This window comes from Streptosporangium heterodermiicola (assembly GCF_051390675.1).
Classification (GTDB): Bacteria; Actinomycetota; Actinomycetes; order Streptosporangiales; family Streptosporangiaceae; genus Streptosporangium.
Map to the genome: position 1 here is coordinate 631,944 of NZ_JBPJSR010000001.1, position 25,314 is coordinate 657,257.

The window sequence follows — 25,314 nt, forward strand, 5'->3', positions numbered from 1 at the left end:
GGCACCAGCCGTACCAGCCGCGAAGGAAGAGAAATGGCCTTTCACGTCGACTCCGAGGTCGGCCGGCTCCACCAGGTCCTGCTGCACAGGCCGGAACTCGCCCTGAAACGGCTCACGCCGTCGAACAAGGACGACTTCCTCTTCGACGACGTGCTGTGGGTGCAGCGCGCCGTGGAGGAGCACGAGGAGTGGCAGAAGCTCCTGGTCGACCAGGGCGTCACCGTCTACATGCTCTCCGACCTGCTCCGCGAGACGGTCGAGATCCCCGAGGCGCGCAAGCACATCCTGGACGGCGTCGCCGACGAGCGCTACTTCGGCCCGATGGCCGTCGACGCGATCCGCAACGCGCTGGACTCGATGGACTCCGTCGTGCTCCAGCGCTATCTCACCGGCGGCATCACCAAGCGCGAGATGGTGGAGATGGGAACCGACCCCAAGAGCCTCGCCTTCCACACGCTCAAGCCGGACGACTTCGTCCTGCCCCCGCTGCCCAACCACCTGTTCACCCGCGACACCTCCTGCTGGATCTACGACGGCGTCTCGATCAACGCGATGAGGAAGAAGGCCCGCCGCCGCGAGACCGTCAACATGGAGGCGATCTACCGCTACCACCCGGCCTTCGCGTCCGGCTACGACCGGCCGGACGAGGGCGGCTACAACGTCTGGATGCCCGGCATCCCCGCGGCGCCCGCCACCATCGAGGGCGGCGACGTGCTCGTCATCGGCCGGGGCGCGGTGCTGGTGGGGATCAGCGAGCGCACGCAGCCCCAGGCCGTCGAGATGCTCGCGCGCAGCCTGTTCAAGCGGGGGGCGGCGACGAGGATCGTCGCGCTGGACATGCCGAAGGCGCGGGCCTTCATGCACCTGGACACGGTCATGACCAACGTGGACGTCGGCGTCTTCACCAAGTTCGCCGGGCTGGGCATGCTGCCCTCCTACACGGTCGAGCCCGGCGACAACGAGAAGGAACTCAAGATCACCGACCATCCCCCCGAGGACATGCACCGGGCCATCGCGCGGGCGATCGGGCTGGACGACATCAAGGTCCTCAGCGCGACGCAGGACGTGTACGCCTCCGAGCGGGAGCAGTGGGACGACGGCTGCAACGTGCTGGCCCTGCGTCCCGGCGTGGTGGTGGCCTACGAGCGCAACACCACCACCAACAACCACCTGCGCGAGAACGGGATCGAGGTCATCACGATCCGGGGCAGCGAGCTCGGCCGGGGCCGGGGCGGCCCGCGCTGCATGAGCTGCCCGCTCGAACGCGACGGCATCTGACCCTGTCCCCTCCCCTCCCCTTCCGTCCGCCGTCCGAAGAGCCCGGCCCCCGCGCCTCCCGGAAGATCCCCGGAGATCTCCCCGAAAACAGGTCTGGTCCGTCCTCCCGGCAGGGCGGACCATCACCACACGGGCCACAGTGGAGGGGGAGAACGGATGACGTCGCCGGCACACCGGTTGTTCCGCACCAAGCCCGCCGAGGAGATCGTCGCCGAGGGCGGCCACGGCGAGGGCGGCGAGCTGCGCAGGACCATGACCCTGTGGCAGCTGACCCTGTTCAGCGTCGGCGCCACCCTCGGCACCGGCATCTTCGTGATCCTCGGCCAGGCCGTGCCCAAGGCGGGCCCCGCGGTGCTGGTCGCCTTCCTGCTGGCCGCGGTCACCGCCCTGTTCTCCGCGCTGTCGTACGCGGAACTGGCCGGCACGATCCCCGTCTCCGGGTCGTCGTACTCGTACGCGTACGCCACCCTGGGCGAGCTGGTGGCGTGGGTGTGCGGCTGGTGCCTGATGCTGGAGTACGCCGTCTCGGTGGCGGCCGTGGCGGTCGGCTGGGGCGAGTACCTCAACGTCTTCCTCCGGGACCTGCTCGGCTGGACGTTCCCCGCGGCGCTCGTGCACTCCCCCGGCGACCGGGGCGGCGTGGTCAACCTGACCGCGATCGTGATCGTCCTGCTCGCCACCTGGCTGCTGCTGCGCGGCGCCTCGGAGAGCGCGGGCGCCAACGCGGTCTTCGTCATCGTCAAGATCGTGGTGCTGGCGTTCTTCTGCGTCGTGGCGTTCACCGCGTTCGACTCGGGCAACCTGGCGCCGTTCGCGCCGATGGGGATCGCCGGCATCACCGCCGCCGCCTCGCAGGTGTTCTTCTCCTACATCGGCTTCGACGCGGCCTCCACCGCCGGGGAGGAGGCGAGGAACCCCAGGCGCGACCTCCCACTGGCGATCATGCTGTCCCTCGGCGTCGTCACGCTCGTCTACGTCCTGGTCGCGCTGGCCGCCGTCGGCGCCATGCCGTGGCGGGACTTCGACCCGGAGAACACCGAGGCGGGCCTGGCCGTGATCGCGAAGCAGGCCGTGGGCGCGACCTGGCCCGGTCTCGTCATCTCCTTCGGCGCGGCCATCGCCATCGCGAGCGTGGTCCTGACCGTGCTGTACGGCCAGACCCGCATCCTGTTCGCCATGGCGCGCGACGGCCTGATCCCGAGGATCTTCGAGAGGGTGAGCCCGCGCCGCCGGGTGCCGGTCGCCAACACCCTCATCGTGGCCGCCTTCGTCTCCGTGCTCGCCGGGTTCGTCCCGCTGGGCCAGCTCGCCGAGGCGACCAGCATCGGCACCCTGTTCGCCTTCGCGATCGTCAACGCGGGCGTGCTCGTCCTGCGACGTACCCGCCCCGACCTGCCCCGCGGCTTCAGGACGCCGTTCTTCCCCGTCACGCCGATCCTCGGGGTGGTCCTCTGCCTCGTCGTGATGGCCGGCCTGGCGGGCGTCACCTGGCTCGCCTTCGGGATCTGGATGGCGGTCGGCCTGCTCGTCTACTTCCTCTACGGCTACCGCCACTCACGTCTCGGCCGGGGCGTCCGCTGACCGGACGTCCGGCGCCCGATCCACCGACCCCGACGCGGCACGCGGGCGCCCCGATCCCCGCCTCCGGCCGCGCGGGACCGTCGCACCGGGTATCGCCCTCCGCCGTGTCTTTCAAGATCATACGCCTGCCGCGGGGGCCGGTGACGACGTCCTCCCTGAATCCCGGAGAAGAGGCGGAAAACATACGGAAGTCCCGGAAAAACCGGCGGTTTCGCGATGCGGAGTAGGACAAGTGCGGCGTTTGAGGCGGACCCCACCGGACCGGATTCGACATCTTTTTTCCAATCAGCTTGACCTTAGGCGCCCACAGCTTTACCGTCACTGTCCGTAACCACACCTCGTGGCGTTATCGGGTGAACCCCGACGCATCGGTCACCGAAGGTGCCTACCCCGGGCGCCAACCCGGTGAACGGGGCATAAGTTGCGAGGTAGCACAATCAAGTTGAGAGCACCACATAACTGAGCCGGGGGGCCACACCATGCCGTCTGAGTACGCCAAGTCGCTGGGTGCACGACTCCGCGCCATTCGCACCCAGCAGGGCCTGTCCCTGCACGGAGTCGAAGAGAAGTCCCGCGGGCGCTGGAAGGCGGTCGTCGTCGGCTCCTATGAGCGTGGCGACCGTGCCGTCACCGTGCAGAAGCTTGCCGAACTGGCTGATTTCTACGGGGTGCCGGTCTCGGAGTTGCTGCCGGGAGGTGCCGCTCCCAGCCCCCTGGGCCCGACACCGAAGCTTGTGATCGACCTTGAGCGTCTCGCCCAGCTCCCCAAGGAGAAGGCGGGCGCGCTCGCCCGTTACGCGGCCACCATCCAGAGCCAGCGTGGCGACTACAACGGCAAGGTGCTGTCCATCCGCCAGGAGGACCTGCGCTCCCTCGCCGTGATCTATGACAAGTCCCCCAGCGAGCTCACCGAGGAGCTGATCAGCTGGGGCGTCCTGGACCCGGAGGCCCGCCGGGCCGTCGAGTCCTTCTGACGACCCCTGACCGGTCGTGGGTGCGCCGGAACCGGCGTGCCCACCCCGCAGAGATTCCTGCTCTCTCAGCAGAACGTGTCCTTCGTCCCGCCCCGGGCCACCGCCACTGTGGTAGGAAAAGGCAAACATGCGTTTAGCGAGATGTGGTGGACATGGCCCCGGGAGATGATCGGCTCGATCACTCTCGATCCAGCCGGAAAGGCCGTCTCCGCGCCGTCATGACGTCGCTGGGGTCGACCAGGACGCGCGCCTTCCTGCGGCTGCTGACCTCGATCGGCACCACCAAGACCCAGGACACCCTGAAACTCCTGCCGTTCGTCGTGATGGCCGTGGTGGCCCTGATCGACTTCGGCTCGGGCCCCACGTCCGGCCTCCTGCCGCTGCTCGCCCTCGGCCCGGCCTTCGCCAGCGTGGCGTGCGGCCTGGCCCGCACCACGGTGGTCGGCGTCGTCGCCCTGGTGCTGTGCTTCGCGCTCGGCGTCTACAACGACATCCTCTGGATGCCCCGCACCGACATCACCCTCATCGCCATCCTCGGCGTCACCGTGGCCAGCGTGCTGGCCAGCGCCGGGCGGCTGCGCCACGAACACCAGCTCGCCGACGTGCGCTCGGTGGCCGAGGCCGCCCAGCGGGTGCTGCTGCGCCCGGTGCCCCGCCGCGCGGGACCGGGCATCGGCGTCGCCGTCTCCTACACCTCCGCCACGGCCGAGGCCAGGATCGGCGGCGACCTGTACGAGGTCGTCACCACCCCGCACGGGGTACGGATCATCGTGGGCGACGTTCAGGGAAAGGGCCTGGAGGCCGTGGAGACGGCCGCCGTGGTGCTCGGGGCCTTCCGGGAGGCGGCCCACGACGAGAAAACGCTCCAGGGCGTCGTGGCGCGTCTGGAGAACGCCCTGACCCGCGAGCTGTCCGGCGAGCAGTTCGTGACCGCCGTGCTGGCCGAGATCAGCGGCGGTTCCACCATCACCGTCATCAACTGCGGCCATCCGGCGCCCATGGTGCTCGACGCCGAGGGCGGGATCTGGTTCGCCGACCCGCCGGACGAGGCGCTCCCGCTGGGCATGAGCGCCCTCAAGGCCAGCGAGCCGCAGCCGCACCACATCCCGTTCGAACCGGGTGACCAGGTCCTCTTCTACACCGACGGGGTCATCGAGGCGCGCGACGCGGCGGGCGATTTCTACCCGCTGCTTGAGCGGGCGCACCTGCTGGACGGCGACGACCCCCAGGGCTCGCTGGACGCCCTCCGCGCCGACCTGCTCAGCCACGTGGGCAGACCGCTGGGCGACGACGCCGCCATGCTCCTGCTGCGCCACCGCGCCGCCCGCCAGACCTCCACGGCCGCGTAGGGGCCGACGCCACTCGAACGGACAGGGGCGTGAGGACGGGCAGCCTGAAGACGAGCGGCGCGAGGACGAGGGCTTGAGGACAAGCGGCGCGCGGACAGATGAGGCGGGGACGGGAAACCCGAAGGCAGGCGGGGCAGGGACGGATGACGCGAAAAACGTCCCCGTACGTCCCGCGCCTTTCGGGAGAACCCGTGGGCACGAGGACGTACGGGGACGGCGCCGGTGAGCCAGGGCGGCGACCCCGGGTGGGTGGCCGCGCCGGCTCTAACCGGCTAGGGGGACCTGGCCGGGAAGCATGGGCTGGCTCGGCACGCCGAGCAGCTTCTCCACGGCGGTGACGAAACGCTCCGCCTCGGAGATGAGCTCCTCCGCGTCTCGCGAGGACACCGTGCGGGTCAGGCCCGCCTCGGCGGCGGCCCGTTTGGCCGCGCTCGTCTCGAAGTAGGGGGCCCACTCGGCCAGGCGGGGCTCGGCCTCGGGCAGCATCTCCCAGGCACTGCGCAGCCTGCGCCTCCTGCGGCCCTCCATGGGACGGGGACGGGCCGCCAGGACGGCAGCGGCCGCCCTGAGCGCGGCGAGGTGGGCCGCGACGTAGCGCGCGGCGGAAGTCCGGGCGGCGGCGGCCTCTTCGAGGCAGTCGCGTGCGTCTGTGAGGTGCGCCCGCACCGTGGGGGACAGCCGGGGCCCACCGGAATCGCTGAGCCGAGGGGTCATAGTGCTTCAGCCTCCTTGGTCGCGAGCGGCTCCGGCGTTTTCGCCGGCGGTTATCACACTCGCAGACCCCACCGACAAATCCACCGGACGGCCGGACGAGGAGCTTCCCCTCTCCCCGCCCGTCCTGACCTGGCCCGATCGTCTCCGCCGACGACGAGGGCCCGATCGGCCGCCCTTGGACACGAGCCGCGAGCCCCGTGTCATCACATCGAACATAAATTCGATCACTAATGCTGTCAAGTAAAACGGCGAACAAAAGTTCGATCTTCGAGTGTCTAAGAGCACACGAGAGGGTCCCGGTGTTCGATGTGCGAGAGCACACGGAGGGGCTCTGATTGATCGATGCGCGAGGGGGCGCGCGAGAGCACCGGAGCTCGATGTGCGAGAGGACGCGAAAGGGCCCCGGGAGATCACCGTCTCCCGGGGCCCGATTCACGACCGGCGGGGTCACGCCCGCCGGATCGCCCGCTTCACCGTCCTACTGGATAAAGCCGCTCTATCAAACGAAGCTCCACTATCGGACGAAATCGCCCTGGAAGCCGCCTTGCCGGACGAAGCCGTCCTAGCGCACGAACCTGCCTCGGACGTGCACCGGCACTCCCGTACCGAGCAGGCCGGGAAGGACCTCCGCCACGTGCATGGGCAGCCGTACGCAGCCGTGGGAGGCGGGCGCCAGCGGCACCGACAGCGCGCCGTGGAAGGCGATGCCCCCGTTGAAGAAGATCGGGTTGTAGAGCTGGCCCAGGTAGGACTTGTGCCAGCCGTCCCTGCGCCAGGTGGTCTTGTAGTCGCCCGTCGGTGTGCGGGCGTCACCGCAGAACCGCTGGGCCCTGCCCTCCCAGGTGGCCGTCTCGCAGTAGGAGATGCCGCTGCCGGAGGAGGTGTGGCTGATCAGCTTCACCACACCGCCGACGTAGAGGACCATCACCTGCTTGGCGAGGTTGACCTCCACCCGGGTCGGCTTCCCGTTGGGGACGAGCACCTTCGGCGCCACCGGGGCCTCCAGGGCGTTCCAGGTCCCGCGCGCCACGGTGCTGGTCGGCGTGACGCCGTTGACCTTCTGGAAGGCCCAGACCGCCGCCAGGGTCGCCCCGCCGTAGCGGCCGTCGATCCTGCCCGGGGCGTAGCCGAGCGCGGCCAGCCGGGTCTGGAGCACCTTCACCGTGGCGCCCTTCGCGCCGAGCTTGAGCGTCTTGCCCGGTGCGACGAACGGGCTCGCCCCCGTCACCGCGACAGCCGTGACATCCGTCACGGCCGCGACGGCAGGGGAAGCCGAGGTCTGGGCCGCGGCGGCGCTCGCGGAAAGGGTGACGCCCGCGGAAGAGAGGAGCACGGCCCCCGCCGTCATCAGCGCGGCCACTCCCTGCCGCTGTCCAACCCTCACTTTCAATCAACTCCTCATATCACTATGTATCGGGTCAAGGGACCATAGCGCACGGGTTCCCCGTGCAGGCCGCCGGTTATAAAGCGGCAATCAACGGTCAATCTGTTTAGAGTGGCCGCGTGCCAGAAAAGTTGCATCCGAACATCGAGAAGGTCGCCGCCGTCCTGCGCGAGCACGACGTTCCCGGCGAGATCGTCATCTTCGCGGAGGCCACCCCGACCGCCGCCACCGCGGCCGCGCAGCTCGGCTGCGAGGTCGGCGCCATCGCCAACAGCCTGATATTCGACGCCGACGGCGAGCCGCTCCTGGTGCTGACCAGCGGAGCCCACCGGGTCGACACCGACCTGATCGCCAGGACGGCCGGCGTGACGAAGGTGCGGCGAGCCGACCCCGCCTCCGTACGGGCGGCCACCGGCCAGGTCATCGGCGGCGTCGCCCCGATCGGCCACCCCGCGCCGGTCAGGACCCTGGTCGACACCTGGCTGGGCAAGCACGAGGTCGTCTGGGCCGCCGCCGGCCACCCGCACACCGTCTTCCCGACCTCCTTCGAGGAGCTCGTCCGCATCACCGGCGGAATCCCCGTAGAGGTCGAATGACGGCTCCCCCCGGCCACGGGACGCCGTGACGGCACGGCGTGCCGTGCGGCCCCGTACGCCCTCGCACGGGCCGTGAGGGGCCGGTCAGGCCTCTCGCGGCCGGGGCCGCAGAGGGGCGGGACCGGCCGGGAAACCTCGCGGCGAAGGCCTGGCACCGCTCTCACGCCGCACGCCGACCCGCGTCACGTCCGCACTGCTAGGGTGCGACGCGTGATCGGACTGCGACGGATCGGCCCCGACGAGTTCACGCTCCGGCTGGACGCGGTCCTCCACGTCTACACCGAGGCGATGAACCCGCCCGCCGACCAGATCGCCGGCCGCAGGCTCATCATGGGGAACCACGCCACCCATCCCGCCTTCACCTGCCTGTTCGCCGAGCGCGCCGACGGCACGCCGGTGGGCATCGCCTACGGCTTCCACGGGGTTCCCGGCCAGTGGTGGCACGACGTGGTCAGGCGGGCCCTCGTGGAGAGGCACGGCGAGGTCAGCGCCCGCGGCTGGCTGGGCGACGCGCTGGAGCTCGCCGAGATCCACGTCCATCCCGACTACCAGGGGAAGGGCATCGGCCGGGCGATGATCGCGGGCATGTGCGCGGGCCGCCTGGAGCGCACCGCCGTGCTCTCGACCCGCGACCGGCCCACCGCGGCCCGGCACCTCTACCGGAGCATCGGCTTCGTGGACCTGCTCACGCAGTTCGTCTTCCCCGGCGGGCACGAGCGCTACGCGATCCTCGGGACCGTCCTGCCGCTGGAGGGCTGAGCCACCGGGCGGGGATTCGGGTCCCCGCCGCCGCCCGCCCGAGGAACGGGCCGCGCGGCCGGGCCGGACCCGGTCGGGCGCGTGCACGCCAGGCCGGGACGAAACCATCGGATCAAGGCCGGGCAGGACCGCCGGGTGCCGTACCCCGGCGGGAACCGGGGCACGGCACGGCGGTGTCAGACCGGCAGCGGGGCGATCTCCGGTGTGTGGTCGAGGGCCTGGAAGACCTCGCGGGTCGCGCTGGAGCGGTTGAAGGTGATGAAGTGGATGCCGGGCGCGCCCTCGTCGAGCAGGGTCTGGCAGAGCTCGGCGGCGTGCTCGATGCCGAGGCTGCGCACGGCGGCCGGGTCGTCGGCGACGGCGGCGAACCTCGCGGCCACCTCCGGCGGGAACGGCGCGCCGGAGAGCTGCTCGGACCTGGCGATGGTGCTCATCTGCGTGACGGGCATGATCCCGGGGATGATCGGCGTGTCACAGCCGCTGGCCGCCACCCGGTCGCGCAGCCGCAGGTAGTCCTCGGCGCGGAAGAACATCTGGGTGATCGCGTAGTCGGCGCCCGCCCGGCACTTGCGCACGAAGTATTCGGTGTCGGCCTCGATCGAACGCGACCTGGGGTGCTTGTACGGGAAGGCGGCCACTCCCACGCAGAAGTCGCCGGACTGGCGGATGAGCCTGACCAGGTCCTCGGCGTACGTGACGCCCTCGGGGTGGGGCACCCACTCGCCCGTCACGTCGCCGGGCGGGTCGCCCCGCACGGCGAGGATGTTGCGCACGCCCGCTCCCGCGAAGCGGCCGATCAGGTGGCGCAGCTCGCGGACCGAGTGGTTGACGGCGGTGAAGTGGGCGACCGGGGTGAGCGTGGTCTCGTGGGCGAGCCGCTCGACGATGTCGACGGTGCGGTCGCGGGTGCTGCCACCGGCGCCGTAGGTGACGGACACGAAGGTGGGGTGCAGCGACTCCAGCTCGCGAACGGCGCGCCAGAGCTGGCGCTCCCCCTCGTCCGTCTTCGGGGGGGAGAACTCGAAGGAGAACGAGCGGGCACCGGCCGCGAGGAGTTCGCGGACGGTGGCGACACGATCGGGGAGGACTGATGCGCGACCCAGAGCCATGGGGCAAGGATACTTGCCCGGCCGCCCGGGTGCCCGATCAGATCTTGTTCGCCTCCCGTAGAACCCCCTTGTGTCAATTACCGTGCAAAACAACCACCCCTCTAGATCGAAATGTCCTCTTGGACCGTTAATCTCATTACCTGACCTCCTCCCGCCGTCGAAGGCGGGGGATTCCAATTTTCATAGATTGGGTTTCCTGCCTCACCGCCAGTCGCAAGGAAGCCGGAGGTGTCGTGCGTCACATCGGCTCTACAGGCGTTCCACCTCTCCGCCGGACCGGCGGAGAGGATCTTGTCGATCGTGCGTACGGTGGTCGGTGCGTCATCACCGCTGGTCACGCTGCCGGGACGCGCGGCGACGTACCGTGTTCTCCCCCCAGAGCTGAAGCCCAGGGTCTCCACACTGGAGGTATTCGATGATCACTTCTGCAGCCGCGCTGGACACGATCCGGTCCGAGGTGGACCGCTCCCTTCGGCGATTCGTCGAACGACAGCGCCCGCAGGTCAGCGCCCCGGAGCTGGCCCCGCTCGTGTCGGCGGCCGAGGACTTCCTCGCGGGCGGCAAGAGGCTGCGACCCGCCTTCTGCTACTGGGGCTGGCGTGGCGCGGGCGGGGGTGACGATCCCGCGCTCTTCGCCGCCGCGGCCTCGCTGGAGCTGCTCCAGGCCAGCGCCCTGGTGCACGACGACGTGATGGACGCCAGCGACCTGCGCCGGGGCATGCCCTCGGCGCACCGCAGGTTCGAGGAGTTGCACAGGAAGGCGGGCTGGCACGGCTCTGCCGAGCAGTTCGGCGAGGGGGCGGCCATCCTGCTCGGCAACCTGATGCTCATCTGGTCCGGTGAGATGTGGCGGAACAGCGGCCTGCCCGCCGACTCGCTCGCGGCGGCGCAGAAGGTCCACGACGACATGCGCACCGAGCTGATGTGCGGGCAGTACTTCGATCTCCTGGAGCAGGCGCACGGCGAGGGCACCTTCGACAGCGCGCTGCGCGTCGCCCTGTTCAAGAGCGGCAAGTATTCCGTGGAGCAGCCGCTCCGGCTCGGCCTGGTGCTGGCCGCCCGGGGCAGGGAGCCGTGGATCGACCGGCTCTGCGAGGAGTACGGGCAGTCCGTGGGCATCGCCTTCCAGCTGCGCGACGACATCCTCGGCGTGTTCGGCGACCCGGACGAGACCGGCAAACCGGCCGGCGACGATCTCCGCGAGGGTAAGCGGACCATGCTCATCGCCCGCACCCTGGCCGCGGCCTCGGAGTCCCAGGCCCAGGTGGTACGCACCACGCTGGGCGACCCCGGCCTGGACGAGGCGGGGATCGACCGGCTGCGCCGGATCATCGAGGAGACCGGGGCCCTGGTGGCGTGCGAGGACCTGATCAAGGGGTATCTGGAGAACGCCCTCGGCTCGCTGGAGGGCGCCCCGATCCTTCCCGAGGCCCGCGCGGCCCTGGCCGACCTCGCGGTGGCCGCCACCTCCCGGCGGACCTGACCCCCGGACCCGGCCGCCAGACCTGACCGCGCGCCCCACGCCCGTCCGGCCGGCCCGCGACGGATCCGCGAACAGGCCGGTCGGCGGCGGGCGCGGCGAGCGGGCCTGCTGACGGCGAGCCCGCGAACCGGCCGGGGGCGCGGGCAGACCTGCTGACGGCAGGCCCGCGAACAAACCGGCCGAGGACGCGCGAACGGGCCGGTTGCGGGCGCGCGGGCAGAGCCGTTGACGGCGGGCCCGTGAACAGGCCGGTCGGCGGGCGCGCGAGCGGGCGGGCCCGCCCGGCCGGGGACGCGGTCCTCGCCGGGCGGAAGGGCGTCGAGCCCCCAGGCTCTCAGCCCCCAGGCTCTCAGCCCTCAGGCCCTCAGCCCTCAGGCCCTCAGCCCCTCAGGCCTTCAAGCGGGGGCGGCCAGCCTCCGCTTGAACTCCTCGGCCGCCGCCTTGGGGTCGTCGGCCTCGGTGATCGCCCGCACGACCACGACCCGGCGCACGCCGTACGACATGACCTCGTCCAGGTTGGCGAGGTCGATGCCGCCGATGCCGAACCAGGGCCGGCCGGTCTCCAGGGCCGCGGCGTGCCCGAGCAGGCCGGGGCCCGGGGCGAACCTGCCGGGCTTGGTGGGCGTCGGCCAGATCGGGCCGCAGCAGAAGTAGTCGACACCGGGCTCGACGGCCGCGGCGGACGCCTCCTCGGGGGCGTGAGTGGAACGCCCGATGAGGATGTCGTCGCCGAGCATGTCGCGGGCGACCCGCACCGGCAGGTCGTCCTGGCCGAGGTGGAGCACGTCGGGACGGATCGCGTAGGCGATGTCGGCCCGGTCGTTCACGGCCAGGAGGGTGCCGTGCCGGTCGCAGGCCTCGCGGAAGGCGGCGAGGAGGTCGAGCTCCTCGCGCGCCTCAAGACCCTTCTCGCGCAGCTGCACGATGTCGACCCCGCCCGCGAGGGCGGCGTCGAGGAATTCCGCGAGGTCTCCCCGGTCCCGCCGCCCGTCCGTACAGAGATACAGGCGGGCGTCAGAAACCGAGGGCCTGGGCACGTCTCTTCACCTCGGTGTGGCGGCCCGCCACGATCGCGTCGACCGGCGATCCCGGCAGCGTGTCGTCGGGGGTGAAGAGCCAGCGAAGGGACTCGACGTCGTCGTATCCGGCGTCCAGGAGCACCGTGAGGGTGCCCGGGAGGCCCTTGACGACGTCTCCCTCGACGAGGAACGCGGCGGGGACCTGTGGCTCGCCGCCGCCCCTGCGCACTCCGATGAGCTTGCGGTCCTTGAGAAGTTGCTTGGCGCGACCGGCGCTCAGGTTGAGCCTTCTGGCCACCTCGGTCAGGGTGAGCCACTCGCCCACCAGCTGGTCGGTTTCCCGGTCGATCTGCGCAACAGAAAGCGTCACGAATCCACCACTACCACATCGAGCCCTTCGCCAAACACCCGGCGGCGAGGTTACGCCACCGTACAATCGCGCAACGCTATCGCAGGGTCGGCGAGGCGATCGACGTCGAGGCGCTGGCCGCCCTCGATGAGGCGGCGCCCCTGGACGAGGTCGCGGGGCCGGTTGACGGAGAGCACCGCGGTGAGCCGGTCGTCGTCGGTCACCCAGCAGATCGCCCACCTGGGCTTCCCGTCGGCCGCGGGGTCCCCGCGCAGGATCAGGCGGGCGCCGTCGTGGTGGCCCGCGTACTGGACCATGTGGCCGAACTGCTCGGACCAGAAGTAGGGGACCGGGTCGTAGACCGCGGCGTCGCCGACGAGGGTGGCCGCCGCGACGTCCGGGGCGCCCAGGGCGGTGTCCCAGTGCTCGACGCGGAGGCGGATGCCGTAGCGGCGCGACCACCAGGCCGCGCAGTCGCCCACCGCGACCACGCCGGGCAGCGAGGTGCGCAGGTGCTCGTCGGTGACCACGCCGTTGTCGAGCCTGATGCCGGATCCGGCGAGCCACTCGGTCGCGGGCCGCACGCCCACGCCGGTGACGACCACGTCGGCCTCGATCGCCGAGCCGTCGGCCAGGGTGAGCCCCCCGTGGTCGACGGAGGCGACCATCGTGCCCAGGCGCAGGTCGACGCCCGCCTCGGCGTACCAGGGGACGGTGTGCGCGCCGACCTGGCCGAGCGCGGCGGCCAGCGGGGTGTCGGCGGCCTCGACGACGGTCACGGCGCAGCCCGCCCTGCGGGCGGCGGTGGCCACCTCGGCGCCGATCCAGCCCGCGCCGATCACGGCGACCGTGGTTCCCTCGCCGAGCAGCGAACGCAGCTGGAGCGCGTCGTCGATGGTACGGACCACGTGCTGGGGGCCGTCGCCGCGCAGCCTGATCGGGCGGGCGCCGGTGGCGACGACCAGGCCGTCGTAGGCCAGCTCGCCCTCGGTGGTCTCGACCACGCCGGGATGGAGCCCCTTGGCGGACACGCCCGCGCGGAAGTCGACCTCAAGGGCGTCGAGGTCGGAGTCGACGACCGTGGAGTCGGTCTCGCCGAGCAGCACCCCCTTGGACAGGGGTGGGCGGTCGTAGGGCCGGTGCCGTTCCTCTCCGATCAAGGTGATCTCGCCGCCGAACCCACGGGCTCGTAACGCCTCGACGCTGCGCACACCGGCCAGACCGGCGCCAACCACCACGACATGATTCACACTTCCCGACCATAAGCGGGAACCCCGTACTCCTACCAACGGTCGTTGATAACGAAAACGGGATTTACCTCACATCTGGCGCGCTAAGTGTGTTGCCCGAACCCTTAAGGTGGGGGTGAAGACGCGCGGGAGCCCGGAACGCACCGGGCTGAGAGGAGGGCTGCGGCCGTAGCGGGACCTGTGAGCTGGTGATGTGCGAGGAGACGCGCCCCGGGGCGCGATCGGGCACGGCACGGGCGAGCGGGGTCCGGGAGAACGGCCGCGAGCGAGCCCTCGACCGCCACGAACCTGATCCGGGTCATGCCGGCGAAGGGAGCGGAGCACGTATGGCGGACCATTTCGATCTTCTCGTCGCCGGCGGGGGCGTGATCGGCCTGTCGGTGGCGTGGCGCGCCGCCCGCCGGGGCCTGAGGGTGGCGGTGGCCGACCCCGCGCCGGCCTCCGGCGCCTCGCACGCGGCGGCGGGCATGCTGGCCCCGGTCAGCGAGGTCACCTACACCGAGGAGCCGCTGCTGCGGCTGGGCCTGGCCTCCCTGGAGCGCTGGCCCGCCTTCGCCGCCGAGCTGGCGGACGCGAGCGGCCACGATCTCGACTACCGCACCGACGGCACGCTCGACGTCGCCTTCGGCTCCGACGACCTGGCCGCCCTGGACGACCTCGCCGCCTTCACCGCCAGGCTGGGGCTGCCCGCCGAACGGCTCACCGGCCGCGAGTGCCGCCGCCTGGAGCCCATGCTGGCCCCCGCCGTCCGGGGCGGCCTGCTGGCGGGCGGCGACGCCTGGGTGGACCCCCGGAGGGTCACCACGGCACTCCTGGCGGCCCTGGAGCGCGCGGGCGGCGTTCTGGTACGCGCCCGGGTGGCCGGGCTGCTCACGTCCTCGGGAACGGTCACCGGAGTACGCCTGGCGGGCGGCGGGACCGTCGGCGCCGACCTGGTGGTCCTCGCCACCGGAGCCTGGTCGGGCGCCATGGAGGGGGTGCCCCCGGAGGCGCTGCCCCCGGTGCGGCCCGTCAAGGGCCAGATCATGCGGCTGCGCTCCCCCGCGCCGGTCCTGCGGCGGTGCGTGCGCGGGGTCGTCCACGGCTCGCACGTCTACCTGGTGCCGCGCGGCGACGGCGAGCTGGTCCTCGGCGCCACCCAGGAGGAGATGGGCTTCGACACCCGCGTCACCGCCGGGGGGCTGTGGGAACTGCTGCGCGACGCGCGGGAGCTCGTCCCCGGGGTGACCGAGCTGGAGGTGGCCGAGGTGGCCGCGGGACTGCGCCCCGGCACCCCGGACAACCTGCCGCTGGTCGGCCCCACGATCGTGCCGGGTCTCCACCTGGCCACCGGGCACCACCGGGGCGGGGTCCTGCTCGCGCCGCTCACCGCCGACCTCTGTGTGAACGGGGGGGGCGAGGTGAACGAGGCGGGCGAGACAGGTGGGACGGGCGGGACGGGCGGGACAGGCCCGGGGCTCTCCGAGATCTGCTCACCCCTCCGCTTCCGGGAGCACACCCCTCCCGGGCACCGCCCCCGGGAGCACACCCCGCAGGACCTCGCTCCCCGGGAGCCCGCTCCCCGGGAACACGACTCCCGGGAGCGCGCGCCGCGGGAACACCGCCTCCGGGAGCGCACGGAGTACACCGGGCACGCGGAGCGCACGGGGCACACGGAGTACACGGGGCACACGGGGCACACGGAGTACACACCGCGGGAGTACCGATGAACGTGACCATCAACGGCGCCGCGCACGAGTTGCCCCCGGGGACGACCGTCGCGCAGGCCGTACAGCGGCTGACCGGCGTGCGGAGCGGGGTGGCCGTCGCGGTGAACGACGAGGTCGTCTCGCGCGGCGCCTGGGAGTCGACGGCGCTCGCGGAGGCCGACCGTGTCGAGGTGCTCACCGCGGTTCAGGGAGGTTGACCGGCGATGACGAACACAGCGGACACAGCGGGCTCGATGGACACGGCGTACGCGATGGGCACGACCGACGATCTGATCATCGGCGGCGAGAAGTTCTCCTCCCGCCTCATCATGGGCACCGGGGGCGCCCCGTCCCTGGAGATCCTCGACCAGGCGCTCGCCGCCTCGGGCACCGAGCTGACCACGGTCGCGATGCGGCGGCTCGACCCGGCCGCGCGGGGCTCGGTGCTCGACGTGCTGCGCCGCCGCGACATCAAGGTGCTGCCGAACACCGCGGGCTGCTTCACCGCCGGCGAGGCCGTGCTGACCGCCAGACTGGCCAGGGAGGCGCTGGAGACGAACTGGGTCAAGCTGGAGGTCATCGCCGACGAGCGCACCCTGCTGCCCGACCCCATCGAGACGTTCGACGCGGCGGAGCGGCTGGTCGCCGACGGGTTCACGGTGCTGCCCTACATCGGCGACGACCCCGTGCTGGCGCGCAGGCTGGAGCAGGCGGGCTGCGCGGCGGTGATGCCGCTGGGCGCGCCGATCGGCTCGGGGCTGGGCATCCGCAACCCGCACAACATCGAGCTGATCGTGGAGTTCGCGAGCGTGCCGGTGATCCTGGACGCCGGGATCGGCACGGCCAGCGACGCGGCGCTCGCCATGGAGCTGGGCTGCGACGCGGTTCTGCTGGCCACCGCGGTCACCCGGGCACAGCGTCCCGACCTGATGGCCCAGGCGATGCGCTCGGCCGTCTTCGCAGGCCGGGCGGCACGTATGGCCGGGCGGATACCCCGGCGTCGCTACGCGGAAGCCTCCTCCCCCTCGATCGACGGCCCACCCCCGGTTCATCGATAGAAAACCACCACGTCTCGGCATCGGTTTGGGATTCAGGCATCCTGTCGGCGCCAAATCGCCCGTAAACTCGGCCTCGTGGACACGACGCTTACGGACCCCCTGGTCGGGAAACTCCTCGACGGGCGTTACCGCGTTGAGTCCCGGATCGCCCGGGGCGGAATGGCGACCGTCTATCTGGCCCTGGACGTCCGGCTCGACCGCACGGTCGCCGTCAAGGTGATGCACCGCTCACTCGCCGAGGACCCCGCCTTCGTGCGGCGCTTCATCGGTGAGGCCAAGTCGGTGGCCAGCCTGTCGCACCCCAACGTGGTGCACGTGTTCGACCAGGGCACGGACGGTGACAACGTCTACCTCTCGATGGAGTACGTGCCGGGGCGGACCCTGCGCGACGTGCTCCGTGCCCGGGGCAGGCTGCCCGCCCGCGAGGCGCTGGAAGTCATGATCCCCGTCCTCGCCGCGCTGGGCGCCGCCCACCAGTCCGGCCTCATCCACCGCGACGTCAAGCCGGAGAACGTGCTGCTCGCCGACGACGGCCGGGTCAAGGTCGTCGACTTCGGCCTGGCCCGCGCGATCGAGGCGAGCAACCAGACGCGCACCGGTGTCATGATCGGCACCATCGGCTACATGTCGCCCGAGCAGGTGACCTCCGGGGGCGCCGACGCCCGCAGCGACGTCTACGCGGCCGGCATCATGCTGTTCGAGCTCCTGACCGGCCGCCAGCCGTACGAGGGCGAGACCCCGATGTCGGTGGCCTACCGGCACGTGCACGACACGGTGCCCGTGCCCTCGGCGCTGCTTCCCGGCTCTCCCCCGCTGCTCGACACCCTGGTGGCGAGGGCGACGGCCCGCGACCCCGCGAGCCGTCCGGCGGACGCCACCGCGCTGCTGGTCGCCGCCGTCGAGGCGCACCGGATGCTGCCCAGGGAGAGCGGCCCGGTGCCGTCCGTCCCCGTCGGCCCGCCGCACGGCCACGAGATGGCCGCGCCCGCGCCTCCCGCCCCGGCGAACCACACGCTGATCCAGCCCCGCGCGGACCTGCTCACCGGCCCGGCCGACGACCGCCGCGAGGCCGCCCCGAGGGCGCGCAGGGGGGCGGGGGCCCGCTGGTTTCTGATCGGGCTGGCCGTGGTCATGGTGATCGCGGTGGGGGTGACCGGCTGGCTGTTCTCGCAGAACACCTCCATCGTGGTGCCCGCCACCCTCGTGGGCAAGAACGTGACGGCCGCCACCAGCGAGGCCAGGCAGCGCGGCTTCACGGTCGAGACGGGCAAGGCCGAGCACGACGAGAAGGTTCCCAAGGGCGTCGTGCTGCGCACCGAGCCCGTGGCGGGCACCGAGGCCGAGCCGAAGAGCAAGCTGATCCTCATCGCCTCGGCCGGTCCCAAGCGGGTGGCGGTGCCCAACGTGGTGGGCATGACCGAGCCGCAGGCCAGGAGCAAGCTGGCGGAGTCGTCCCTCCTCGTCGACGACGTCAGGAAGCAGGCCAGCGAGACGGTGCCGCGCGGCCAGGTGATGCGGACCATCCCCGCCGTGGGAAACCCGGTCAAGGAGAACAGCAGGCTCGACCTGGTCGTGAGCGCGGGCCTGGTCATGCCGGACATCAGGGGCATGCCCCGCGACCAGGCCGACCAGGTGCTGCGCGGGGCCGGGTTCGTTCCCGAGTTCGTCGAGCAGACCGACTCCGCCCAGCCGTGCACCGTCATCGCCCAGGACCCGCAGCCCAAGGCCGAGGTCGACAGGGGCGCGGTGGTCCGGCTCACCCTGTCGCAGTGCGGCGGCGACTGGCGCTGGCCCTGGGAACGCGAGGGCGAGCCCCCGCCCGGTGACGGCGGCCAGAACGTCATCGTGATCCCGAACATCGTGTTCAAGGACTACCGGGCGGCGAGAGACGAGCTGCGCGCCGCGGGTGTCACCGTGAAGATGAAGCGCGCCCTGGGCAAGGGCAGGGTGCTGGCCCAGATTCCGGCGGGCGGCCAAGCGGTCCCGCCCGGCACCCAGGTCACCATCTGGTACTGACACCCGCACCAGCGTCGGCCCTCGGCGCGGGTCGGCCCTCGGCGAGGAAGCCGTGCAGGCGGATCCGTGCCAGGCCGCCGTCGGGGTGGATGTCCACCCTGGCGTACGTGGCCGCGGGCGCGTCCCTGACGCGGAAGCGGTGCCGGGTGTCGGGCAGCAGGCGGGTCCTGGGCAGCAGCGGGAACCAGGCGGTGCCGTCCGCGGTGCCCGTGACGGAGACCTCGGCGGGGGCGTTGAACACCAGGTTGGTGGTGTCGATCTCGGCGAGGCTGACGACGCCGGGGCCCGCCAGGCGGATCACCAGCCAGTCGTTGCCGTCGTCGCGGCGGCGGGCGGTCTCCCAGCCCTCGGCCTGGTGGCGGGCGAGGCCGGGTGAGATGGCGTTGTTGGGCGAGGAGTAGAACTCGTTGGAGCAGGCGGTGACGAGCGCGCCGTTCTCCAGGGCGGCCAGGTCCAGGCCGAGTCCCTCGTACAGGGACAGGTCGGGCCTGACCTCGCCGTGCACCCGCAGGCGGGCGATGCCCCCGTCGGGGAACATGTTCAGCCGTACGTGCGTGTGGCGGCGCTCGCCGGACACCGCGAAGAGGTGCTCGGCGTCCCCCTTGAGCTCGCTCCTGGGGACGATCTCCACCCAGTCGGCCGTCTCCAGCTCGGCGGCCGTGGGGTAGCCCTCGACCTCGGCGGCCTCGACGGAGGCGTACGGCGGGTAGTTGCCCTTGAACCAGGCGGTGTCGATCACGACGCCCCTGACCACGCCGGGCATGCCGAGCCTGACCAGGGCCCAGTCGTGGCCGGGTTCGCGGCGCCTGCGGGTCTCCCAGCCGTCGTAGACCTGGCCCTTGGCGCCGAAGGTATGCGGCATGAAGCCGGGGCGGCCCGGCCTGATGAGGCTCTCCTTCTCGGCGAAGGACTCGTCGTTGGCCGCGACGACCGAGCCGCCGAGGGTGCGCAGGGCGAGGTCGGGCAGCGCGGTGAACCCGGCCGGGAATCCGGCCGGGAGACGGGTCGGGACATCGGTCGTGGGTTCGGTCAAGGAGAGAACCTTTCTCGCGGGGAGTGGGCTCGGTCGCCGAGGTCGGAGGTCTCCGGGTCTGAAGGCCCTACAGGAGGGTGCCCCGGGGATCCCTACCCACGACCCGGCCGCGCAGCCACGTCGTGCATACCTCCCCCACCAGCGTCCTGCCGTGGTAGGGCGTGACCGGGTTCTTGTGGTGCAGGGCGGAGACGTCCACGGTGTGGACGGCGTCGGCGTCGAAGGCGACCAGGTCGGCGTCCGCGCCCACCGCGATCGCGCCCTTGCCGCGCAGCCCCGCCAGCTCGGCCGGGTTTCCCGCCATCCAGCGAGCGACGTCGCCCAGACCGTGCCCGCGCCGCGCCGCCTCGGTCCAGACGGCGGTGAGGCCGAGCTGAAGGGAGGAGATCCCGCCCCAGGCGGCGGCGAAGTCGGGCACCTTCAGGTCGGGGGTGGACGGCGAGTGGTCGGAGACGACGTAGCCGAGCACCCCGTCGGCGAGACCGCGCCAGAGCTCGTCTCGGTTGGCCGAGGAGCGGATCGGCGGGCAGCACTTGAACTGGGTGGCGCCCTCGGGCACCTCCTCGGCCATCAGCGTGAGGTAGTGCGGGCAGGTCTCCGCGGTGAGACGCACCCCCTCCCGCCGGGCCTTCGCCAGCGGTTCCAGGCACAGCGCGGACGACACGTGCAGGATGTGCGCCCGCACCCCGGTCTCCCCCGCCAGCTCGGCGACGCGTTCGACGGCGCGGCGTTCGGACTCCCCCGGCCGGGAGTCGAGGAACTCCGGGTATCCCGGCCCCTCGGGGTCGGCGAGCAGCGCGGGGTCCTCGGCGTGGACGACGAGCAGGCCGTCGAAGGAGGCGATCTCCACCATGGCGGCCCGCAGCCCGTCCGCGTCCAGCGGCGGGAACTCGTCCACGCCCGACGGGGACAGGAAGCACTTGAACCCGCGTACGCCCGCCTCGTGCAGCGCCCGCAGGTCCCCGGCGTTACCGGGGATCGCCCCGCCCCAGAAGGCGACGTCCACCGCGCACTGCCCCTCGGCGGCCTTCCTCTTCACGGCCAGGGCGTCCGCGTTCACGGTCGGCGGCAGCGAGTTGAGCGGCATGTCCACGATCGTGGTCACCCCGCCCGCCGCGGCCGCCCGGGTGGCGGAGGCGAACCCCTCCCAGTGGGTGCGGCCGGGCTCGTTGACGTGCACGTGCGTGTCGACCAGGCCGGGCAGCAGCGCGACGCCGCCGAGGTCGACCCGCTCGGCGGCGGCCGGCTCGGCGTCGTGGGCGTGCACCCCGACGATCCTCCCGTCCCGTACGGCGACCACCGCCGGTCCCTCTCCCCCCGGCAGCACGACCCGGCGGGACCTGATGACCAGATCCGGTACGTCCTCAGCCCCTGCGCTCATCCGCTCTCCGTTCCTCGCCTGTCAAAGGTGCCTCTCCGCGACCCTGCGGGCGAGCCGTTCCAGCAGCGGGCCCGCCTGGGACATGCACACGGCCGGGTCGGGCTCGATGTCGGTGAGCGCGTAGGCGGCCGTGATGCCCGCCGCGTTCAGCTCCTCGTCCCCGAGACCGCGGCGCCCGCAGACCGCGACGACCGGGACCCCCGCCTTGGCCGCGGCGCTCGCGACCCCGGCGGGCGCCTTGCCGCGCAGCGTCTGCTCGTCGAGCGAGCCCTCACCGGTGACGACGAGGCGCGCGCCCTCAAGCCGGTCGCGGAAGCCGAGCAGCTCCAGGAGATAGTCGATGCCGGGGCGGAAGTCGGCCGCCAGGAAGGCCAGCGCGGCGAAGCCCACTCCCCCCGCGGCGCCCGCTCCCGGCTGCCCGGCCACGCCCATCGAGCGGACGACGCCGTCGTGCTCGATGGCCCCGACCAGGCCGTGGGTGTGCGCGGCGACGGCGGCGAGCCTGGCGAGGGCCCGGTCGAGCAGCTTCACGTCGTCGGGGCTCGCGCCCTTCTGCGGTGCGTACACGGCCGCGGCGCCGTGCGGGCCGAGCAGCGGGTTGTCCACGTCGCCCGCGACCACGAACTCGACCCCGTCAATCGGGATAAGTCCGGATGTGTCGATTTTTTCCAGGTCACGGAGGGCCGCTCCCCCGAAGGGGAGTTCCCGCCCCTCGGCGTCCAGGAAGCGGACGCCGAGCGCCCGCATCATGCCCGTGCCGCCGTCGGTGCAGGCGCTGCCGCCGAGGCCGAGCACGACCCGCCGGGCCCCGCGCCGTACGGCGTGGGCGATCAGCTCGCCGGTGCCGTGGCTGGTCGCGGTGAGCGGGGCCAGCTCGACGCCCTCGTGCGCGGGGGATCCGGCCGGGGCGGCGGGCCCGGAGGCGACCGGCAGCCGCCGCAGGCCGGACGCCTCGGCCAGCTCGACGACCGCCGTCGGCACGTCCGCTCCCGGAGCGGCCCCCTCCGAGGGAGAGGCGTCGCGCCAGGCGTAGGAGGCGAGGACCGGTTCGCCGACGGGACCGGTGACCTCGACCTCGACGCGGGTGAACCCGCAGGCCACGACGGCGTCCACGGTGCCGTCACCGCCGTCGGCCACCGGCAGCGCGACCGTGGCGACGCCGGGCCCGAGGCCCGCCGCGACCCGCGCGGCGACCTCGGCGCCGGTCAGCGAGCCCTTGAACTTGTCCGGGGCGATCACGACGTGTCCCGACGACTCAGACAACCCTGCTCCCTGGTGACGGATGGGCGGCACGCGTCCCCGGCCGGTACGAGCGGACGGGAGGCGAATGCCGGACCCCGGTGAGACGGAGCACCATCTTGACATCCGCCCCCGGACACCCCGGACGCCCGGTCACCCTCTCGGTCACCCTCTCGGCCACCCCGGTCACTCCTTTGGGCCGCCCCGGACGCCCCGGACGCTCGGTCACTCCTTCCGGACATCCCGGACGTCCGGTCACTCCCCCGGACCCCTCGGACACCCCGGACGCCCGGTTCTCCCCCGGCGACGCCTCCGGGCCATCGGCGGGAAGGGTCACGAGACCCCGAAGCCCTGCTCCGCCGCCAGGCGCATGAGGCGGCGGTGCGCCTCGCCTCCCGCGCGGCCGAGCTCGTCCTGGGCGACGGTACGCAGCTCGTCGTCCTCGACGACGGTCCGGCCGCCGACCAGCAACCGGGCCAGCGGGGGTTGCCGGGTGCCGAAGACCAGCGCGCAGACCGGGTCGGCGACCGCGGAGGCGAAGGCCCCGGTACGCCAGAGGGCGATGTCGGCGAGCTTCCCCGCCTCCAGGGAGCCGAGTTCCTCCTCGCGGCCCAGGTTCCTCGCCCCGCCGAGGGTGGCGATCTCCAGCGCCTGCCGGGCGGTGAGCGCGGTGGGCCCGTACCTGGCCCGCTGGAACAGCAGCGCCTGCCGCATCTCGCCGGAGAGCGAGGTCAGCTCGGCGGAGGCGCTGCCGTCTACCCCCAGGCCGACGTTCGCGCCCCGGTGGAGCATCTCGGAGACGCGGGCGATCCCGGCGCCGAGACGGCCGTTGGAGCTGGGGCAGTGCGCCGAACCCGTACCGGTCTGGGCGAAGACGTCGATGTCGCCGTCACTCAGGTGGATGGCGTGGGCGAACCACACGTCCGGGCCGAGCCAGCCGAGCTTCTCCATGTAGTCGACCGGGCGCTGCCCGACCTGCCGCAGGCAGTGCTCCTCCTCGTCGAGGGTCTCGGCGAGGTGGGTGTGCAGGCGTACCCCCTTGGACCTGGCCAGCGCGGCGGCCTCGGTCATCAGCTCGGCGCTGACGGAGAACGGCGAGCAGGGGGCGACCGCGACGCGGAGCATGGAGGAGAAGGACGGGTCGTGGTAGGTGTCGACGGCCTCGGCCGTCGCGTCGAGGATCTCGTCGAGCCGTTCGACCACGACGTCCGGCGGCAGGCCGCCCTGCGACCTTCCCCGGTCCATCGAGCCTCGCGCGGGGTGGAAGCGCAGGCCGATCTCCCGCGCCGCCTCGATCTCCGCGGCGAACAGGTCCCCGCGCCCCTTGGGGAAGATGTAGTGGTGGTCGCTGGAGGTGGTGCAGCCCGAGAGGGTGAGATAGCCCAGCCCCGCGCCCGCCGCGCCCCTGACGACCTCGGCGTCCATCGCGGCCCACACCTGGTAGAGCGCCGCCAGCCACTCGAACAGGGTGGCGTCCTGGGCGAGTCCCTGGGAGGCCCACTGGTAGAGGTGGTGGTGGGTGTTGACCAGGCCGGGGGTGGCGAGGCAGCCGGTGCCGTCGATCCTGTCCGCCCCCGGGACGTCCGGCGCGGGGCCCGCGCCCACGGCCACGATCCTGTCGCCCTCGACGTGGATGTGCCCCAAGGGGATCTCCGGGCCCACGACCGGGGCGATGTGGACGTTCTCGATCAGGGTGGGGCTCACCGGGCCTCCGCCTTCCGTGCCGCGGCGAGGCGTACGGCGTCGAGGATCTTCTCGTAGCCGGTGCACCGGCACAGGTTGCCCGCCAGGGCCTCGCGGATCTCCGCGTCGGACGGCCGCGCGACCCGTTCGATCAGGTCGTGGGCCTGGACGAGGAGACCGGGGGTGCAGAAGCCGCACTGGACGGCGCCGCACTCGACGAAGGCCTCCTGGATCGGGTCGAGCCGGTCGCCGTCGGCGAGCCCCTCGACGGTACGGACCTGGCGCCCCTCGGCCTGCCCGGCCGCGACCAGGCACGCGCAGACGGGGATCCCGTCGAGATAGACCGTGCAGGAGCCGCACTCGCCCTGCTCGCACGCGTTCTTGGAACCCGGCAGGCCGACCCGCTCGCGCAGGAGGTACAGGAGGCTCTCGCCCTCCCAGACGTCGTCGGCGGTCTCCGTGCGGCCGTTGACGGTGAAGGTGACGCGCATCAGCCGGCCCTCCTCTCGAAGTGTCCTGAGCGGAACTCGTTCCACGCCCAGGTGAGGGTGCGCCGCGCCATCACCGCGATGGCGTGGCGCCGGTAGCCGGCGGTGCCGCGCACGTCGTCGATCGGCGAGGCGGCCTCGGCGGCCAGCTCCCCGAAACGGCCGAGCACCGCGGGGTCGAGCCGCGCCTCCCAGTCGAGTTCGGCGGCGAGGAACTCCTCGGCGGCGACGGCGCGGCGGGGGGTCGGGGCGGCCGAGCCGATGCCGGTGCCGACCCGGCGCTCGCCGGGGTGCAGCGCGATCGCGAACGAGCAGACCGCGATCACCATGGCGTTGCGGGTGCCGACCTTGGAGAAGTACTGGGGGCCGCTTGCGGGGGTCGTCCAGAACCCGCGGATCAGCTCGTCGGCCTCCAGCGCGCTGCGCTTGACCCCGACGTAGAAGTCGGCGGCCGGGATCATCCGTACGCCCCTGGCCGCGGACTCGACCTCGACGACCGCGTCCCCGGCCAGCAGCGGCGGGTGGCTGTCCCCCGCGGGCGAGGCCGCGCCGAGGTTTCCTCCCACGGTGCCCCGGTTGCGGATCTGCGGCGAGCCGACCGTGCGGGAGGCCTGGGCCAGGCCGGGCAGCCGGTCGCCCAGTTCGGCGATGAGCCGGGCGTACGTCACGCCCGCGCCGACCCTGAGCCTGCCGTCCGGTTCCTCGCTCCACCGGGCGAGCTCGGCGACCCGGTTCAGGTCGAGCAGCGCGCCGGGCCGCCGCACGTCGAAGTTGAGCTCGACCATCATGTCGGTGCCGCCCTGGATGGGGACCGCGTCCGGCCGGTCGGCCCTGGCGGCGAGTGCCTCCGCCCACGTGGCGGGTCGCAGGAAGTCCATGCTCG

The 25,314-nt window shown here is 72.3% G+C and carries 23 protein-coding genes; 11 read left to right on the forward strand and 12 right to left on the reverse strand.

Going from position 1 to position 25,314, the window contains the following annotated elements; translation table 11 throughout:
• Positions 1-33: 33 nt before the first annotated feature.
• The 4 genes from ACSC1Q_RS02520 to ACSC1Q_RS02535 all read left to right on the forward strand — a co-directional run bounded on the left by ACSC1Q_RS02520 (position 34) and on the right by ACSC1Q_RS02535 (position 5,182).
• Positions 34-1,278 (forward strand): arginine deiminase, encoded by a 1,245-nt coding sequence (locus ACSC1Q_RS02520; RefSeq protein ID WP_436756979.1) that lies wholly within the window; start codon positions 34-36, stop codon positions 1,276-1,278.
• A gap of 156 nt (positions 1,279-1,434) precedes the next feature.
• Positions 1,435-2,859 (forward strand): amino acid permease, encoded by a 1,425-nt coding sequence (locus tag ACSC1Q_RS02525; RefSeq protein ID WP_436756980.1) that lies wholly within the window; start codon positions 1,435-1,437, stop codon positions 2,857-2,859.
• Positions 2,860-3,338: 479 nt separating this feature from the next.
• Positions 3,339-3,833: a transcriptional regulator BldD gene (bldD, locus tag ACSC1Q_RS02530; protein WP_329424589.1), complete on the forward strand. Its 495-nt coding sequence runs from the start codon at positions 3,339-3,341 to the stop codon at positions 3,831-3,833.
• 218 nt (positions 3,834-4,051) lie between these two features.
• Entirely contained in the window at positions 4,052-5,182 is a 1,131-nt protein-coding gene (locus tag ACSC1Q_RS02535) for a PP2C family protein-serine/threonine phosphatase (protein ID WP_436756981.1), read from the forward strand.
• Positions 5,183-5,446: 264 nt separating this feature from the next.
• Here the strand turns inward: ACSC1Q_RS02535 and ACSC1Q_RS02540 are convergent, their stop codons facing one another.
• Positions 5,447-5,896, reverse strand: a complete 450-nt coding sequence (locus tag ACSC1Q_RS02540) for an SAV_6107 family HEPN domain-containing protein (protein WP_350974051.1) — start codon at positions 5,894-5,896, stop codon at positions 5,447-5,449.
• Positions 5,897-6,458: 562 nt separating this feature from the next.
• Positions 6,459-7,280, reverse strand: a complete 822-nt coding sequence (locus tag ACSC1Q_RS02545) for a L,D-transpeptidase family protein (protein WP_436756982.1) — start codon at positions 7,278-7,280, stop codon at positions 6,459-6,461.
• 119 nt (positions 7,281-7,399) lie between these two features.
• Between ACSC1Q_RS02545 and ACSC1Q_RS02550 the strand changes: the two genes are divergently transcribed.
• Positions 7,400-7,876: a YbaK/EbsC family protein gene (locus ACSC1Q_RS02550; protein WP_436756983.1), complete on the forward strand. Its 477-nt coding sequence runs from the start codon at positions 7,400-7,402 to the stop codon at positions 7,874-7,876.
• A 210-nt stretch (positions 7,877-8,086) separates the two neighbouring features.
• Positions 8,087-8,635, forward strand: a complete 549-nt coding sequence (locus ACSC1Q_RS02555) for a GNAT family N-acetyltransferase (protein WP_436756984.1) — start codon at positions 8,087-8,089, stop codon at positions 8,633-8,635.
• A gap of 176 nt (positions 8,636-8,811) precedes the next feature.
• Here the strand turns inward: ACSC1Q_RS02555 and metF are convergent, their stop codons facing one another.
• Positions 8,812-9,744 carry a methylenetetrahydrofolate reductase [NAD(P)H] gene (gene metF / locus ACSC1Q_RS02560; RefSeq protein ID WP_436756985.1) on the reverse strand — a complete coding sequence of 311 codons (933 nt, stop codon included), beginning with the start codon at positions 9,742-9,744 and terminating at the stop codon, positions 8,812-8,814.
• Positions 9,745-10,159: 415 nt separating this feature from the next.
• Here metF and ACSC1Q_RS02565 point away from each other — a divergent pair, with 415 nt between their 5' ends.
• A complete protein-coding gene (locus tag ACSC1Q_RS02565; RefSeq protein WP_436756986.1) occupies positions 10,160-11,227 on the forward strand; it encodes a polyprenyl synthetase family protein in 1,068 nt (355 codons plus the stop codon).
• Positions 11,228-11,622: 395 nt separating this feature from the next.
• On the opposite strand, the gene thiE is transcribed toward ACSC1Q_RS02565, so the two are convergent.
• Genes thiE through ACSC1Q_RS02580 form a run of 3 tightly spaced genes read right to left on the reverse strand, consistent with a single transcriptional unit; the run spans position 11,623 to position 13,845 of the window.
• Positions 11,623-12,264: a thiamine phosphate synthase gene (gene thiE / locus ACSC1Q_RS02570; RefSeq protein ID WP_436756987.1), complete on the reverse strand. Its 642-nt coding sequence runs from the start codon at positions 12,262-12,264 to the stop codon at positions 11,623-11,625.
• Positions 12,242-12,616 (reverse strand): Rv2175c family DNA-binding protein, encoded by a 375-nt coding sequence (locus ACSC1Q_RS02575; protein ID WP_344745006.1) that lies wholly within the window; start codon positions 12,614-12,616, stop codon positions 12,242-12,244. The genes thiE and ACSC1Q_RS02575 overlap by 23 nt, the downstream gene beginning before the upstream one ends.
• 50 nt (positions 12,617-12,666) lie before the next feature.
• On the reverse strand, positions 12,667-13,845 hold the full coding sequence (locus tag ACSC1Q_RS02580; protein ID WP_436756988.1) for an NAD(P)/FAD-dependent oxidoreductase: 1,179 nt from the start codon (positions 13,843-13,845) through the stop codon (positions 12,667-12,669).
• A gap of 326 nt (positions 13,846-14,171) precedes the next feature.
• Between ACSC1Q_RS02580 and thiO the strand changes: the two genes are divergently transcribed.
• From thiO to pknB, 4 genes are all read left to right on the forward strand, one after another.
• On the forward strand, positions 14,172-15,554 hold the full coding sequence (thiO, locus tag ACSC1Q_RS02585) for a glycine oxidase ThiO (RefSeq protein ID WP_436756989.1): 1,383 nt from the start codon (positions 14,172-14,174) through the stop codon (positions 15,552-15,554).
• Positions 15,551-15,751, forward strand: a complete 201-nt coding sequence (gene thiS, locus ACSC1Q_RS02590; protein ID WP_436756990.1) for a sulfur carrier protein ThiS — start codon at positions 15,551-15,553, stop codon at positions 15,749-15,751. Before thiO ends, thiS begins: the two co-directional genes overlap by 4 nt.
• A gap of 36 nt (positions 15,752-15,787) precedes the next feature.
• Positions 15,788-16,591, forward strand: coding sequence for a thiazole synthase (locus ACSC1Q_RS02595; RefSeq protein WP_436757239.1), 804 nt, complete (start codon positions 15,788-15,790; stop codon positions 16,589-16,591).
• Positions 16,592-16,666: 75 nt separating this feature from the next.
• Positions 16,667-18,607, forward strand: coding sequence for a Stk1 family PASTA domain-containing Ser/Thr kinase (gene pknB / locus ACSC1Q_RS02600; RefSeq protein WP_436756991.1), 1,941 nt, complete (start codon positions 16,667-16,669; stop codon positions 18,605-18,607).
• On the opposite strand, the gene alc is transcribed toward pknB, so the two are convergent.
• The 6 genes from alc to ACSC1Q_RS02630 form a co-directional block, all read right to left on the reverse strand.
• Complete coding sequence (alc, locus tag ACSC1Q_RS02605; protein ID WP_436756992.1) at positions 18,591-19,640, reverse strand: allantoicase; 1,050 nt, start codon at positions 19,638-19,640, stop codon at positions 18,591-18,593. The genes pknB and alc overlap by 17 nt on opposite strands.
• A 67-nt stretch (positions 19,641-19,707) precedes the next feature.
• A complete protein-coding gene (gene allB / locus ACSC1Q_RS02610; RefSeq protein ID WP_436756993.1) occupies positions 19,708-21,021 on the reverse strand; it encodes an allantoinase AllB in 1,314 nt (437 codons plus the stop codon).
• 21 nt (positions 21,022-21,042) lie between these two features.
• On the reverse strand, positions 21,043-22,284 hold the full coding sequence (locus ACSC1Q_RS02615; RefSeq protein WP_436756994.1) for a glycerate kinase: 1,242 nt from the start codon (positions 22,282-22,284) through the stop codon (positions 21,043-21,045).
• Positions 22,285-22,593: 309 nt separating this feature from the next.
• On the reverse strand, positions 22,594-23,964 hold the full coding sequence (locus ACSC1Q_RS02620) for an 8-oxoguanine deaminase (RefSeq protein ID WP_436756995.1): 1,371 nt from the start codon (positions 23,962-23,964) through the stop codon (positions 22,594-22,596).
• A complete protein-coding gene (locus ACSC1Q_RS02625) occupies positions 23,961-24,434 on the reverse strand; it encodes a (2Fe-2S)-binding protein (protein ID WP_436756996.1) in 474 nt (157 codons plus the stop codon). The genes ACSC1Q_RS02620 and ACSC1Q_RS02625 overlap by 4 nt, the downstream gene beginning before the upstream one ends.
• Positions 24,434-25,309, reverse strand: coding sequence for an FAD binding domain-containing protein (locus tag ACSC1Q_RS02630; RefSeq protein WP_436756997.1), 876 nt, complete (start codon positions 25,307-25,309; stop codon positions 24,434-24,436). Before ACSC1Q_RS02630 ends, ACSC1Q_RS02625 begins: the two co-directional genes overlap by 1 nt.
• Between the last annotated feature and the right edge of the window lie 5 nt (positions 25,310-25,314).

Coding starts and splice junctions, on each gene's coding strand:
- ACSC1Q_RS02520 (WP_436756979.1), top strand. CDS start 34: ATGGCCTTTCACGTCGACTCCGAGGTCGGCCGGCTCCACCAGGTCCTG.
- ACSC1Q_RS02525 (WP_436756980.1), top strand. CDS start 1,435: ATGACGTCGCCGGCACACCGGTTGTTCCGCACCAAGCCCGCCGAGGAG.
- bldD (WP_329424589.1), top strand. CDS start 3,339: ATGCCGTCTGAGTACGCCAAGTCGCTGGGTGCACGACTCCGCGCCATT.
- ACSC1Q_RS02535 (WP_436756981.1), top strand. CDS start 4,052: ATGACGTCGCTGGGGTCGACCAGGACGCGCGCCTTCCTGCGGCTGCTG.
- ACSC1Q_RS02540 (WP_350974051.1), bottom strand. CDS start 5,896: ATGACCCCTCGGCTCAGCGATTCCGGTGGGCCCCGGCTGTCCCCCACG.
- metF (WP_436756985.1), bottom strand. CDS start 9,744: ATGGCTCTGGGTCGCGCATCAGTCCTCCCCGATCGTGTCGCCACCGTC.
- ACSC1Q_RS02565 (WP_436756986.1), top strand. CDS start 10,160: ATGATCACTTCTGCAGCCGCGCTGGACACGATCCGGTCCGAGGTGGAC.
- thiO (WP_436756989.1), top strand. CDS start 14,172: ATGGCGGACCATTTCGATCTTCTCGTCGCCGGCGGGGGCGTGATCGGC.
- thiS (WP_436756990.1), top strand. CDS start 15,551: ATGAACGTGACCATCAACGGCGCCGCGCACGAGTTGCCCCCGGGGACG.
- ACSC1Q_RS02595 (WP_436757239.1), top strand. CDS start 15,788: ATGGACACGGCGTACGCGATGGGCACGACCGACGATCTGATCATCGGC.
- allB (WP_436756993.1), bottom strand. CDS start 21,021: ATGAGCGCAGGGGCTGAGGACGTACCGGATCTGGTCATCAGGTCCCGC.
- ACSC1Q_RS02625 (WP_436756996.1), bottom strand. CDS start 24,434: ATGCGCGTCACCTTCACCGTCAACGGCCGCACGGAGACCGCCGACGAC.
- ACSC1Q_RS02630 (WP_436756997.1), bottom strand. CDS start 25,309: ATGGACTTCCTGCGACCCGCCACGTGGGCGGAGGCACTCGCCGCCAGG.